Source organism: Pseudorhodobacter sp. W20_MBD10_FR17 (genome assembly GCF_052119765.1).
Classification (GTDB): domain Bacteria; phylum Pseudomonadota; class Alphaproteobacteria; order Rhodobacterales; family Rhodobacteraceae; genus Pseudorhodobacter.
Genome location: NZ_JBGQOQ010000023.1, coordinates 31365 through 45240 on the forward strand (window position 1 = coordinate 31365; position 13876 = coordinate 45240).

15 protein-coding genes are annotated in these 13876 nt (G+C 58.1%); 5 read left to right on the forward strand and 10 right to left on the reverse strand.

Annotated features, from left to right (window positions below; all coding sequences use genetic code 11):
• Positions 1-24: 24 nt before the first annotated feature.
• From yaaA to ACEN2J_RS14870, 3 genes are read right to left on the reverse strand one after another with little or no spacing between them, the layout of a single operon-like run.
• A complete protein-coding gene (gene yaaA, locus ACEN2J_RS14860; protein WP_442106890.1) occupies positions 25-786 on the reverse strand; it encodes a peroxide stress protein YaaA in 762 nt (253 codons plus the stop codon).
• A 24-nt stretch (positions 787-810) separates the two neighbouring features.
• Positions 811-2856, reverse strand: coding sequence for a DNA helicase RecQ (gene recQ / locus ACEN2J_RS14865; RefSeq protein ID WP_442106891.1), 2046 nt, complete (start codon positions 2854-2856; stop codon positions 811-813).
• Between the two features lie 5 nt (positions 2857-2861).
• A complete protein-coding gene (locus tag ACEN2J_RS14870; protein ID WP_442106892.1) occupies positions 2862-3149 on the reverse strand; it encodes a YggT family protein in 288 nt (95 codons plus the stop codon).
• Positions 3150-3279: 130 nt separating this feature from the next.
• Between ACEN2J_RS14870 and ACEN2J_RS14875 the strand changes: the two genes are divergently transcribed.
• The 5 genes from ACEN2J_RS14875 (at position 3280) to ACEN2J_RS14895 (ending at position 7704) form a co-directional block, all read left to right on the forward strand.
• Positions 3280-3813, forward strand: coding sequence for an acyl-CoA thioesterase (locus ACEN2J_RS14875; protein ID WP_442106893.1), 534 nt, complete (start codon positions 3280-3282; stop codon positions 3811-3813).
• 64 nt (positions 3814-3877) lie between these two features.
• Entirely contained in the window at positions 3878-5209 is a 1332-nt protein-coding gene (locus ACEN2J_RS14880) for an MFS transporter (protein WP_442106894.1), read from the forward strand.
• A 27-nt stretch (positions 5210-5236) separates the two neighbouring features.
• Entirely contained in the window at positions 5237-6127 is an 891-nt protein-coding gene (mepA, locus tag ACEN2J_RS14885) for a penicillin-insensitive murein endopeptidase (RefSeq protein WP_442106928.1), read from the forward strand.
• A complete protein-coding gene (locus tag ACEN2J_RS14890) occupies positions 6100-6993 on the forward strand; it encodes an esterase-like activity of phytase family protein (RefSeq protein WP_442106895.1) in 894 nt (297 codons plus the stop codon). Before mepA ends, ACEN2J_RS14890 begins: the two co-directional genes overlap by 28 nt.
• 87 nt (positions 6994-7080) lie before the next feature.
• Positions 7081-7704, forward strand: a complete 624-nt coding sequence (locus ACEN2J_RS14895) for a queuosine precursor transporter (RefSeq protein ID WP_442106896.1) — start codon at positions 7081-7083, stop codon at positions 7702-7704.
• Positions 7705-7953: 249 nt separating this feature from the next.
• On the opposite strand, the gene nagA is transcribed toward ACEN2J_RS14895, so the two are convergent.
• The 7 genes from nagA to ACEN2J_RS14930 form a co-directional block, all read right to left on the reverse strand.
• Entirely contained in the window at positions 7954-9075 is a 1122-nt protein-coding gene (gene nagA / locus ACEN2J_RS14900; RefSeq protein ID WP_442106897.1) for an N-acetylglucosamine-6-phosphate deacetylase, read from the reverse strand.
• A gap of 100 nt (positions 9076-9175) precedes the next feature.
• Positions 9176-9574, reverse strand: a complete 399-nt coding sequence (locus ACEN2J_RS14905) for a DUF2177 family protein (RefSeq protein WP_442106898.1) — start codon at positions 9572-9574, stop codon at positions 9176-9178.
• On the reverse strand, positions 9571-10341 hold the full coding sequence (locus tag ACEN2J_RS14910; RefSeq protein ID WP_442106899.1) for an SDR family NAD(P)-dependent oxidoreductase: 771 nt from the start codon (positions 10339-10341) through the stop codon (positions 9571-9573). The genes ACEN2J_RS14905 and ACEN2J_RS14910 overlap by 4 nt, the downstream gene beginning before the upstream one ends.
• Positions 10334-11491, reverse strand: coding sequence for a class I SAM-dependent methyltransferase (locus tag ACEN2J_RS14915; protein WP_442106900.1), 1158 nt, complete (start codon positions 11489-11491; stop codon positions 10334-10336). Before ACEN2J_RS14915 ends, ACEN2J_RS14910 begins: the two co-directional genes overlap by 8 nt.
• Complete coding sequence (locus ACEN2J_RS14920; RefSeq protein ID WP_442106901.1) at positions 11491-12243, reverse strand: DUF1365 domain-containing protein; 753 nt, start codon at positions 12241-12243, stop codon at positions 11491-11493. The genes ACEN2J_RS14915 and ACEN2J_RS14920 overlap by 1 nt, the downstream gene beginning before the upstream one ends.
• A complete protein-coding gene (locus ACEN2J_RS14925; protein ID WP_442106902.1) occupies positions 12240-13517 on the reverse strand; it encodes an NAD(P)/FAD-dependent oxidoreductase in 1278 nt (425 codons plus the stop codon). Before ACEN2J_RS14925 ends, ACEN2J_RS14920 begins: the two co-directional genes overlap by 4 nt.
• A gap of 129 nt (positions 13518-13646) precedes the next feature.
• Positions 13647-13820, reverse strand: coding sequence for a DUF1328 domain-containing protein (locus ACEN2J_RS14930; RefSeq protein WP_442106903.1), 174 nt, complete (start codon positions 13818-13820; stop codon positions 13647-13649).
• Positions 13821-13876: the final 56 nt, after the last annotated feature.

Genomic DNA, 13876 nt, shown 5'->3' on the forward strand with positions numbered 1-13876 from the left:
ACCAAACGCCCGCACTCCACCAAATCAGACAGCGCGGATAAACACCGGCGCCATCGGCGCAGACCGCGCCGCATCAAACATATACCCACCCACATCAAACCCTTGCAGGCTGTCAGGGTCGGTCAAACGGTTCTCGGCAATGAAACGCGCCATCGCGCCGCGTGCTTTCTTGGCATAGAAACTGACAATCTTGGCCTCGCCGTTTTTATCCTCAAGAAACGTCGGCGTGATGACCGGAATGCTTAGCGCAGCGGTATCCACCGCGCCAAAATACTCAATCGACGCGCAATTCACCAAGGCTTTCGCCCCCGTCTTGGCCGCCTGCGCGTTCAACGCCGCCGCCACTTGGCCCCGCCAATAGGCATAGAGATCGGCCCCGCGCGGGTTTTTCAGCTTACTGCCCATTTCCAACCGATACGCCTTAATGCCATCCAAAGGCCGCAGCACACCATAAAGCCCCGACAAAATCCGCAAGTGATCTTGCGCCCATCGCAGCGCGTCGGGATCAAGCGTTTTCGCCTCCAACCCCGCATAGGTATCACCGGCGAAAAACAACGCCGCAGGGTGGGTTTCGGCCTCGGCAAAGCCTTTGAAACGATCCACGTTCAGCTTGGCCAATGGCTCGGAAATATGCATCAGCTTGCGCAAGTTAGCGGCTGTCAGCTTCGCCGCCACATCCGCCAAAACATCCGCCTCGGCCAAAAACACCGGCTGGGTCGCGGTCTGGCCTGCGGGCAGGGTGGCTTTTTCATCAAGCCGTTTGGCGGGGGAAATGACAGTCAGCATTTGGATATATCTCAGATTAGAGGGTCAGTCGCCCGCGATTGCGGCCAGAAAAGCTGCGCCGAAACGCTCGGTCTTTGGGCCGCCCATACCGGGAATGCGGTCCATCTCATCCAGCGAGCTCGGGCGTTTCTCGGCGATGTGGCGCAGGGTGGTTTGGGTGCAAGACAGCGGCTTATCAATCCCGTCCGGCCCGCGCTGCAACTGCAACTGCACCTCGGCCAGCCGGTCGAAAATCGCACCGGCATCACGACCTGCAAGCCGCATGCGCTGGGGGTGCAGCGCCTCGGCCCCTGCCCCTGTAATCACGGCCAAAAACGCAGCGCCATAGCTTTCCAGCTTTTTCGCGCCAATCCCGTTGATCCGCGCCATATCGTCCAGATCGCGGGGCTTTTGTTCGACCATTTCAACCAAGGTCCGGTCGGGGAAAATGACATAGGCCGGCACGCGCGCCGCCTCGGCCAGCGCTCGACGTTTGGCCTTTAGCGCCGACATCAATGGCGCGTCTTCTTCAGACACCAGCGTTTTCACCACAGGGCGCGCGGTGGCCGATTGGATGGTATCTTTGCGCAGGGTGATGCTTTCTTCGCCGCGCAAGATCGGGCGGGCGGCATCGGTCATGCGCAGCGCGCCGTAGCGTTCGGTATCGGGGCGCACGAGGTCGCGTCCCATCATCTGGCGGAACACAGCGCCCCATGCGGGCTTGGACAGCTCTTTACCAACCGCAAAGGTGGGCAATTGGTCATGCCCGCGCTGCACCACCTTGGCTGTGGCATTGCCGGTTAAGATATCAATCAAATGGCCCGCGCCAAAGCTTTCACCCGTGCGCAGAATGGCCGACAGCGCCTTGCGCACGGCATCGGTGGCGTCAAACACCAGCGCAGGCCGGTCACAAATGTCGCAATTGCCGCAAGGTTTGGACTCTTCACCGAAATAACGCAGCAGCACCTCACGGCGGCAACCAGTCGCCTCGGCCAAACCCAGCAGGGCGTTCAGACGGGCATGATCGGCATCTTTGCGGTCATTCGGGGCCATGCCTTCATCAATCTGGCTGCGGCGCAGGCGGATATCATCGGGGCCATAAAGCGTTAGGGTTTCAGCAGGGGCAGAATCCCGCCCCGCACGGCCGATTTCCTGATAATACCCCTCAATCGACTTGGGCAAATCGGCATGGGCGACCCAGCGGATATCGGGTTTATCGATGCCCATCCCGAATGCCACCGTGGCCACTACGATCAAACCGTCTTCACGTTGAAAGCGGGCTTCGGTGGCGCGGCGATCTTCGGCATCCATGCCGCCATGATAGGCGGTTGCAGGGTGGCCCGCCTCGCGCAGCGCCTGCGAGAGTGTTTCGGTTTTGGCGCGGGTGCCACAATAGACGATGCCGGATTGGCCCTTACGATCGGCAGCAAAGGCAAGGATTTGTTTGCGCGGGTTATCCTTTACCTGAAAGGCAAGGTGGATATTGGGCCGGTCAAAGCCGCGCAGAAAGGTCGAGGGCGTCTCACCATCAAACAGCCGGTTGATAATCTCGGCGCGAGTTTCTTCATCGGCAGTGGCGGTAAAGGCGGCAAGCGGCACGTTTAGCGTGCGTCGCAACTCGCCGATCCGCAAATAATCAGGGCGGAAATCATGGCCCCACTGCGATACGCAATGCGCCTCATCCACGGCAATCGCCGACACGCCCACACGCCGCAGCATTTGCACGGCAGCAGATGACCCAAGGCGTTCGGGGGCAAGGTACAGCAGTTTCAGTCGGCCTTCATCAAGGGCGGCGAAAACCTCTTCGGTTTCCTCATCGGTGTTGCCCGAGGTCAAAGCGCCTGCTTCGACCCCCGCAGCCTTTAGCGCGCGCACTTGATCACGCATCAGGGCGATCAGCGGCGAGACGACGACGGTTACACCCTCACGGCACAGCGCAGGCAATTGAAAGCACAGGCTTTTACCGCCACCCGTCGGCATAATCGCCAAGGTGTTTTCCCCCGCCAACACGGCATCAACGATTTCCGCCTGACCGGGGCGAAATTCAGAAAAGCCAAAGACAGAGGCGAGAAGGTCGGTAGGGGTGGCCATTCAGATCAGTAAAATACAGCGGCATTGTTGACCAAAACGATGCGCAAACCGTAGATCACCAGCAACACAATCAGCGGCGCGAAATCAATGCCAAGGCCCTGCGGCAGGAATGCGCGAACACGGCTGTAAACCGGCTCCAACGTGCGGTTCAGACCGTCCCAGATTTGGGCGACAAGCGGTTGGCGCAGGTTTAGAACCTGAAAGTTGATCAGCCAGCTCATGATAATATGGGCAAAGATGATGAATTGGGCGATTTGCAAGATCATCATCAGGATTTGGAACAAAGAGGTCATTCTGGGGGCTCCGGCCACTTTCGGTTGGCAGATAGGTAATGCCCCAGCCATCAAAGCACAACCGTTTCCGCAGCGTCTCGCTTGACCATCGCGCCGCACTGCGGCATCCAAATGGGCAAAGGAGCCCATGATGTACCCCTATTTTCGGATGTTCAAAGAGTTGTGGAAATTTCGCGACGCCCCTGCCCTGCCAATTTTAGGCACGCATGTCAGTCACCATCGCTGCTGGCCGCAAGATATTGACCCGTGGCGCGAGCTGAACAACGGGCGCACGCTGACGCTGTATGATTTGGGGCGGCTGCCTTTGGGGCAACGTGCAGGGCTGCATAAAATCCTGAAACGCAACGGTTGGGGCATGACGGTGGCAGGGGCCAGCACGCGCTATCGGCGGCGGGTCCGGCTGTTTGAGCGGGTTGAAATGCGCAGCCGCTGTATCGGTTGGGATGCCAAGTTTATCTATATGGAGCAGAGCATGTGGAAAGACGGCGATTGCACCAGCCATATGCTGTTGCGGTCAGCCATTACATCAAAATCGGGGATTGTGGCACCGGCCGAGGTGTTGAGCCAGTTGGCGCAATCGCCGCAAAGCCCTGAATTGCCGGATTGGGTAACGGATTGGATTGATGCCGATGCAGGGCGGCCTTGGCCCCCCGAGAAAGGCTAACCCCAGAGAGTGCTTGCGCAATTATGTCGATTCGGGCTTGATCGACGCAAATCTGGGGGTCTTTATGACATCGGCAAAAAAACGTATCTGGGGCTGGTTCTTTTTCGATTGGGCAAGCCAGCCGTATAACACCCTGCTGATCACCTTTATTTTCGGCCCCTATATCAACGACTTGCTGGGTGATGGTTCGGCGGCGCAGGCGGCTTGGGGCTATGGCATCGGGTTTGCGGGGCTGTTCATCGCCGTACTGGCGCCGTTTTTAGGGGTGATCGCCGATAAGGCCGGTGGGCGGATGCGGTTTATTGCGCTGTTTTCGGTGATGTATTTCCTCGGCGCGTGGGGGCTGTGGTATGCGGCACCCGACAATTTTAACCTGACGCTGGTGATGATTTCCTTTGCGATTGGTATGATCGGGATGGAGTTTGCCACGATCTTCACCAACGCAATGCTGCCCGATTTGGGGACCGAGGCCGAGATTGGCCGAATTTCAGGCTCGGGCTGGGCATTTGGCTATGTTGGCGGGTTGATTGCGCTGATTATCATGCTGCTTTTGTTGGCCGAGGGGCCGAATGGCAAAACCCTGATCGGGATTTCGCCAATCTTTGGGCTTGATGCGGCGGCGCGCGAAGGCACGCGGTCGGTGGGGCCACTGACAGCGGTTTGGTATGCGGTGTTCATGGTGCCGTTTTTTCTGTGGGTGCGAGAGCCTGCGCGGGCCAAAGGGCTGGGCGTCGTAACAGCGGCAAAATCGGCATGGCCTGCGTTGAAAGTCAGTTTGCGGGCATTGCCCAGACAGCGCAGCCTGTTTGCGCATCTGGGCTCATCTATGTTTTACCGCGATGCGCTGAACGGCATGTATGTGTTTGGCGGGATTTATGCGGCAGGAGTGCTGCAATGGTCGGTGGTGAACGTCGGGATTTTTGGCATTTTAGCATCCATCACGGGTGCAGTGTTCGCGTGGCTGGGCGGCAAGGCAGACAGCCGTTTTGGCCCCAAACCCGTGATTGCAGTCTGCGTGCTGGTGCTAACGCTGGTGGCAATTGGTGTGGTGACGATTTCGAAAACATCGGTCTTTGGGCTGACTGTGGCCGAAGGATCGGCGCTGCCCGATATCGGGTTTTACATCATGGGCGCGGTAATTGGTGCGGCGGGGGGCGCGTTGCAATCCGCCAGCCGGACGATGACCGTGTATCAGGCACATCCCGATAAAATCACCGAGGTTTTTGGCCTTTATGCGCTGTCGGGCAAGGCCACTTCTTTCATCGCGCCTTTGTCGATTGGGATTGTAACCGACATCACCGGCAGCCAGCAGCTCGGCATAGCCCCGCTTATCGGGCTGTTTATTATTGGTTTAATTCTGTTACTGTGGGTAAAGCCCAAAGGTGACAGAACATAAGGTGCCCTAGTGAAACATAAGTTCCCGATTGCCGCCCTGTTGGTAACAGCCGCCTGTGCGGCCCCAATTGCAAGCTATGGCGAGCAGCTGGCGAATAAGCTGTTTGGCGCGAAAACCGATGCGTCAGATCAAAAACCGATGCCAGTTGGCACCTATGCCAAAGGGTGTTCGGCAGGGGCGGTGCAATTGCCGGAAACCGGGCCAACGTGGCAGGCGATGCGGCTGTCGCGGGGGCGCAACTGGGGCCAGCCTGCGATGATTGACTTTCTGCAAGACCTCAGCCGCGAGGCGGTTAACGTCGGCTGGAAAGGCCTTTATATTGGCGACATTTCGCAGCCCCGCGGCGGGCCGATGACCTCGGGCCACGCCAGCCACCAAATCGGGCTGGATGCCGATATCTGGATGCTACCGCCAAGTAGCCTAAACCTGAGCCGCGCACAGCGGGAAAGCATTTCATCAATTCCGGTGCGGTCCAGCGACCAACGCTCGGTCACAAAAAACTGGACGCGCAGCCATGCGGCGCTGCTAAAGGCTGCGGCCTCGGATGCCCGCGTTGACCGGATCTTTGTTGCGGCGGCGGTCAAGATTGAGATGTGCAAGACGGCGAAATCGTCCGACACACCTTGGTTGCAGAAAATCCGGCCCATTTACGGCCATGACACGCATTTCCATGTGCGGCTGAAATGTCCAGGCGGGGCAAGCAGTTGCCAGACGCAGAAACCTACGGTTTCAACACTGTCCAAGGGCGGTAACGGCTGTGACGAGACGTTGCAATGGTGGGTGACGGACTATCTGAACCCGCCAAAGGCCAAGCCTTCGACCAAACCGAAAAAGCCAACACCGCGCAAGCGTGGCGTGCGCGAATACACAATGGCGGATCTACCGAACCAATGCAAAAACGTACTCGCCTCGCGCTGATCGCGTGCTTGGGGTGCATCGCGGCGCTGGATGGCTCTGCGGCCCCTTTAGAGGCACCGAACTATATCGATAGCTTTGTTTGGCGCAGCCAAGACCCCGCACATGGCGGGTTTTCGGGGTTGGAGATTTCGGACGATGGCCTGTCATTTACGGTGCTAAGCGACCGTGCAGGCTGGACCCATGGCACGATCACGCGCGACGCTGACAGCCATATAAGCAGCGTGACGGCCGCCCCCGTAGCGCCGCTGTTGGATACGGACAACCGCCCGCCGCGCGGGAATCGCGGCGATAGCGAAGGGCTGGCGATTGCGCCAAATGGCACGGTATTCGTTAGCTTTGAGGGCACAGCGCGGGTGATGCAATTTTCCAGCCTGTCCAAGTCTGGCAAGGATATTCCACGCGCGCCTGCGTTTAAAACACTAAGCCGCAATTCCGCGCTAGAGGCTTTGGCGGTTGATACCAAAGGCGTGCTGTACACCCTGCCGGAAATCCCGCACGGGGGCGATACCTTCCCCATTTATCGCTATCAAAGCGGCAAGTGGGACGAGGCGCTATCCCTGCCCCGCAACCCAGAGTTTGACGCGGTGGGTGCCGATTTTGGGCCCGATGGCCGGTTTTACCTGCTGGAACGCGGGTTTCACGGTATCATGGGCTTTTCCAGCCGTGTGCGCAGCTTTGCGTTGGGGGCAAACGGGTTTGGCGATGCACGGTTGGAACTGCAAACTGCAGCGGGCACGCATGACAACCTAGAAGGACTGGCCGTTTGGCGTGACAAGGCCGGTTTTATCCGGCTGACGATGATTTCGGACGATAATTTCCTTTGGGTGCAGCGCACCGAAATTGTCGAGTATCGCGTGCTTCCTTGACAGACAGGCACTGTGGGGCGTAAAGCCCGCCCGTCCCCGATGCGCGGGGGCCAAGTATCCGCGACCTTGATAAAACGGAAATATCATATGACCCGACCCCTGATCCCCGGCATTATTGCCATGGCCGCCATTGTTGTGGCCTCTAACATCCTTGTGCAGCATCTGTTTGGCCAATGGCTGACATGGGGTGCCTTTACCTATCCCTTTGCATTTTTGGTGACCGACCTGATGAACCGATTTTACGGTGCATCTGCGGCGCGGCGCGTTGTGCTGGCGGGCTTTGTCGCCGGTTTGCTGTGTTCGTTTGTTGGCACGCAGATCGTAGGTGAATTCGGGCCACTGGTGACGCTGCGCATCGCGCTCGGGTCTGGGTTGGCGTTCTTGACGGCACAACTGCTGGACGTGTCAATCTTTGATAAACTGCGGGCGGGCAGCTGGTGGCGCGCGCCGCTGGCGTCGACACTGATCGGGGCAACTGCCGATACGGCGATTTTCTTTACCGTGGCATTTTCGGCGATGCTGATCTGGATTGAGCCGGGCAATGACGTGTCTTGGGCAACCGAGGCGCTGCCGCTGCTGGGCGTTGGGCCGATAGCGCCGCTGTGGGTCTCGCTGGCCGTCGCTGATTGGGGCGTAAAGCTGGCACTGGCAATTGTTGCATTGGTGCCCTTCCGTCTAATCATACAAAAATTTCATCCCGCTGTGATCTAAAAACTTTTGACAAATGCGAAAAACGTGACAGATTACCATTATCGGTAACGCATTTGAAAGGAGGTGATCCAGTGTCTAGAGTGATGTTGGAGAGAAGGGTCCGGACAGTCAGGCGAGGTGTTTGCTTGGGGTAACTCCCAGTAAAACATACGATTGATTGGGCTTGTGTTCCTAACTGGCCTATCTCCTTGGTACTCGGAAAGGGTTGCCCGCATGGGTAACCCTTTCTCTGTTTTACAGGCAAAGGTTTTACAACGTCACACCAGCCCACCAGAGCTGTGACAGCTGCCAATCATCATCAAGATGGACAAAATCTGCCCGTCGGCCCGGCGCTAAATGGCCCAAAGTGTTTTGCATCCCGATCAATGCCGCAGGGGTTGATGTGGCCATAACCAACGCGCGGGAAGGTGATATTTTGGCCTGCTCAACCATCACCCTGATCGCGTGGTCCAGCCGCAGGTCGGCGCCGGCCAATGTGCCATTTTCTAATGTCAGGCGCCCGTCACGGCGCAAGATACGCCTGCCACCCAGCTCCATCTCGGTCAGGTCTGTTCCAGCGAACGCCATACAATCGGACACCAAGTACAGCCCCTGCGGCCGCACCCCCATAGCAAGCCGCAAAGCGGGTGGTGAGACATGAATACCATCGGCAATGATCCCAGCCGCAAGCGTACCGTCCAGCACCGCGCCCGCAAGCCCCGGTTCACGGGCAGAAATGGGCGGCATGGCGTTAAACAAATGCGTGGCGCTTTTGGCACCGGCGGCGACATAGGCGCAGGCCAGATCATAGCTGCACTCGGCATGGCCGAGGCTGACGATAACACCAGCATCTGCCAACTTGCGCACCTGTTCCAGCGTGACCGAGGCGGGTGCGACTGTGACCATGAGAACCGGCAACGCCTTGGCAGCCTCCAAAAGCAGGTCCATATCGGCGGCGTCCATAGGGCGAATAAGCGCCGCATCATGTGCGCCTTTGCGCAACGGGTCCAAATGCGGGCCTTCGAGGTGCAGGCCAAGAAAGCCGGGCACATTGGCTTGGGCGGCCTCAATCCCTGCGGCGATCACACGGCGGGTGGCGGCCGGGCTGTCAGTGATAAGGGTCGGCAGCACGCCGGCACAGCCGAGCAGAATATGGGTGGCGCATATAGCGGCGATCCGGCCTGCATCGGCCTGCCCGTCCAGCATGATGCCACCGCCGCCATTCACCTGCAAATCGACAAAGGCTGGCGCCAAAACGCCGCCCTTTAGGATGGTCCCTGTCGGGGCCATTTTCTCGATACCTGTCACCTGCCCGTTTTCAACGATTAAACCGTGATCGGACAGCAACTGCACGCCATCAAAGATACGCGCGCCTGTAAAAACCTGTCGCATAAATCACCCAAAGCTAACCTGTTGCCGGATGCAACATACGTCGATTTACAGAGTGTTTACACCTTTGATTCTGGGCATTGTGGTCATTAAAGGCAAAGGCCTAGGCAAAATGGCGTGCAATCATAACGCCTGCCCAGGCCGAGGTGCCCGTTAGAACACCGCCCCAAATCGTATCGACCGCCACCTGCTGCATCGACCAATCGCGCAATGTGGCATAGTTGGTGAATTCATAGGTGCCATAGGCGAAGAGCCCTAGCAAAATACCACCCACCAGCGCCGCCACAGGGTCGCCCGCCCGCAAGGCAGGCACCGACACAAACCACAGCACCCCCGCAACATAGCCCATATAAAACAGCAAGGCAGGGATCACCCGAAACGGGTCGGCATATAAATGCGCCACATGGCGATCAAACACCGGCTTTACGATAAACCGCAGCCCGAACCCATCTGCGGCCAAAAAGACCACCAAAGTAGACAAATAAAGCACCAGAATTTTCATGATATAGGTTCCTTTGTGGGCGTTCCGGGGTCGCGGGTCAGGCGGCGGGTCAGCGGCATGGCGGCCCAATAGGGCAAAGCGCGCAGCATCTTCAGCGCGACGGTTAGGCGTTTGGGGAAATGCACCTCAAACCCGCGCGCGTTCAGCCCCGCGACAATCGCTGTGGCTGCGGCCTCGGGCGTGATCATCGCGGGCATGTCAAAATCATTGCGCTGGGTCAGGCGGGTATCGACAAAGCCGGGCGAGATCAGGCGCACGTCAATCTTGCCCGCAAGCTCGGCTGCCAGCGATTCCACCAAGTTGATAACCCCCGCTTTGGTAGCCGAATAAATCTGCCCTTGCGGTAGCCCGAGATAGCCCGCAACCGAGCCGCAGATCGCCAACTGCCCGCCGCGGCGCAACAAAGGCGGGGCGATTTGGGCGATATGAAAGCTGCCCGTCAGGTTTACGTTTACAATCTGGGCGGCTGTCTCGGCATCAATCTCGGCAATTCTGCCGGGGTCATAGAGGGCGGCCAGATGGATAACGCGGTCCAGCGGCCCAAGGCCTGCAATCTGCGCGGCGGCGGCATTCAGGCTGGCGCGGTCGCCAACGTCCAGCGGCACCACCACATGATCTGCCCCAAGGCTTGCCGCTAGCTCCGACAGCCGATTGGCCGAGCGCGCCGACAGAACCAGCCGCGCCCCTTGCGCCGCATAGGCACGCGCCAAGGCTGCGCCAATCCCATCGCTTGCGCCGATGATCCAGATGGTCTCAAAGTTAGGCATGGGCCAATTCCACTTGCACCACACCGGTTTGGCCCACAGCAAAGGAGGCCGTGCAAACCCCAAGATAATACTTCCAGTTGCGCAAAAACTGCTCGTCATAGCCGAGCCGCTTGATGCGCCCGCTCATCGCGTCAAAACGCTGGTTCCACTGTGCGCAAGTCTTGCCGTAATCGCGACCAAAGGCGTAATTGTCCGTTACCTTAAGGCCCGCGCGTTGGGCCTGATCGGCGATTTTTGCATCCGACAGCAGCATCCCACCCGGAAAGGTGTATTGGCGAATATAATCGGAACTGCGGCGGTAGGTCTCAAAATAGGCATCCGGCACGGTGATTGCTTGGATCATCGCACGGCCCCCATCGGCCAGCCGGTCCTTTAGCGTGGCAAAATAGGTTGGCCAATAGTTTTGGCCCACGGCCTCGATCATCTCAATCGACACGATGTTGTCAAACTTGCCTGATGATTTGCGATAGTCTTGCAGCACAATATCGGCGCGCCCATCCAGCCGCGCATCAGCATAGCCCTTTTGACTTGGCGAGATTGTGATGCCCGTCACATGCCGCCCTGTATCGGCGGCACGTTCGGCAAAGCCGCCCCAGCCACAGCCAATTTCCAGCACACGCTCGCCCCCGCCAAGGCGGTTCAAAATCCGGTCATATTTGCGGTTTTGGCCACGGATCAGATCATCATCGCCGGGGGTGAAAATCGCCGAGGAATAGGTCATCCCTTCGTCCAGCCACAGCTGATAAAACTCATTCCCGACGTCGTAATGGGCACGAATGTTGCGGGACGAGCCTTTTATGGAATTTGTCCGCATAACGCGGTCAATGAACCGGAATTTCAGGTTGCTCCAAAACCCGCCGAACATATAGCTTTGAAAATGCTGAATATTACGCAAGGCCACCTCGGACAGATCGGCGATAGAGGGCGTATCCCACAGCCCCGCCACATAGGTTTCGCCAAAACCGATATCGCCGCTGGCCGCCACGGCTGTGACCACCGACCAATCATGGATACGCATTTCGGCGGCAGGGGCGCCGTTGCCAAAATCATACAGCTCGCCCTCGGGGGTATGCAAGCGTAGGCTGCCTTGGCGAATTTGGCCACAGCTTTCCAGAAAATCATGTTTTACGCGTTTGGTCAGCAAGTTCATCACGATACCTCGGTTTTCGGCGGGATGGGACGGGCGCGGTATTTTGCGCCTTTCAGTTTCAGGCGCAGGGCCTGCCAGTAAATCAGGGCGATCGTGCGCAAGGCCCCGAACGGGCGGCGCAGGCTGGCCACGATTAACCCGCCCGAGGTCATCGGCGCGCGTGGGCCAGAGAGGTTGGCGATAACCCCTTCATCCCCGTTGGTGTGCAGGATGGTGATCGCTATACGCGCAGGCGTGATATCAAAGGTAAAATCATAGCGGCCCTTTACCTCTTGGAAGGGTGACACATGCAGCGCCTTGGTGGCTGTGATTTTGCTAGCTTTGGTGATCGGCGCAAAGCCGGGGGTATGGCACAGATAGGAATGACGGTCGCCAAAGGGGGTGGACACCTCGGCGATTACGGCAACCAAATCATCCGCGCGATACGCCAGCCAAAAGCTGACAGGGTTAAACACATAGCCCAAAAAGCGTGGTTGCGTCAGCAGTTGCAACGATACATCCGCGGAAAATCCGTGACCCGCTAACACCTTACGCGCCCAAACCGCACCGGCCCCCGATTTCAGCGGCCCGCCGTGATCGCGGTCATGTACCGAGGCCAAATTGAACCGGTTGCGCGAAAACAGGCGGGCGCTGGGTTGCGCATTTTCGGGGTCGATCAGCACAAAATCCACACCATAAGCAAAGCGGTGGCTAATATCACCGCGCCGTGTGTGGGTCGTGATCCCCGCGATATGTTCGGCGGCCATGGTCATACCAAAGCACGGCTCATCAGGCGGGAAATGCGGGCGGCGCTAGCAAAGCCGTCTTCGTGAAAGCCGTTGCGGGTATAGGCACCAGCAAACCAAGTGTTGTTCTGGCCCTGCATCGCCGTAAGCTGCGATTGTGCGGCCAGTGCAGGCCCGTCAAACACCGGATGGCGGAACGTGGTTTGATCATAGATCAGATCCTCACGCACCGGATCGGACGGGTTCAACGTCACAAACAGCGGGTCATTTTCAGGGATGTTTTGCAGGCGGTTCATCCAATAGGTCACGCCAATCGCAGGCTCTGGCCGGTTAGTATCGGCCTTATAGACCCAACTGGACCACGCAGCGCGGCGCTTTGGCATCTGGTCTACATCTCGGTGCAAAACCATCTGGTTGTCTTGGAAACGGATGGCCGACAGGGCTGCGCTTTCCTGCGCGGTCGGTTGGGCCAACAGGCGCAAGGCTTGGTCAGAGTGGCAGGCAAAGACCACATGATCGAACTGGGTTGCAGCACCGCCCGCATGGACAGTGCTTTGCAACCCGTCGCGGGTGACGCTTTGAACAGGTGTGCCCGTGCGCAGGCTAACGCCTTGGCCGTGCAAATGGCGTTCCAGCCGCGTCAAATAGCTGACGCTGCCGCCATCGACAGTCCACCATTGATGCTGGCCATTCGGGCTAAGCAAGGCGTGATTGCGGAAAAACCGCAGCAAAGCGCGGGCCGGATACGCACGCACGCCACCAGGCGGGGTTGACCAGATCGCCCCACAGATCGGCATCAGGTAATAGCGCTCAAACCAATCGCCCATGCCCAATTCGGCCATAAGCTCGCCAATCGTGGTGGTGTCGTCGGAAACCATCGCTTCGGCTTTGTCGTTAAAGCGCATGATGTCGCGCAGCATACGCAGAAATCCGGGCCGCAGTAGGTTGCGCTTTTGTGCCGTAAGCCCGCGCAGATCACGCAGGCCATACTCAATTTCACCGCCATTGATGGTCGCGCCAAAGCTCATATCGCTTTTGGCAACAGGAACATCCAGCGTTTGAAACATCCGCGTCAGGTGGGGATAATTGGCATAGTTGAACACGATAAACCCGGTATCTACCGGCTGATCGCCCCGTATACCCGCCACCACAGTCCGCGCATGCCCGCCCAATTTCGGGGCCGCCTCATATACGGTGACCGCATGGTCCGGCGCTAGCAGATAGGCCGCTGCAAGCCCCGAAATGCCGCCGCCAATAATGGCAATGCGCTGGGGACCGTGGGGAGGAGCATCAAAAGACATCAGAATACCTTGGCTTGTTTTAAGGTATTACGCGGCATAAAACCAATTGGATCAATATAGTTTTTTCTGTCCCCAAGTCAGGTGCCGCACCCGAATTAAAACGGGTGTCGGCGCCTGTATTATATGCGCTTAAACCGGTGGTTTGCCGCGCAAGGCACGCACGACCATCGCCACCACGAAAAGCAAGATGAAGATGTAGAACAGAATTTGCGCAATACCGGCAGACGCGCCTGCGATGCCACCAAAGCCAAGAGCGGCAGCGATAATTGCGACGATAAGAAAAGTTACGGCCCAGCCAAGCATAGTAAACTCCTTTGCAAATTGCGGGTGCGGACCACCCATATGTGTCATGCAAAAGA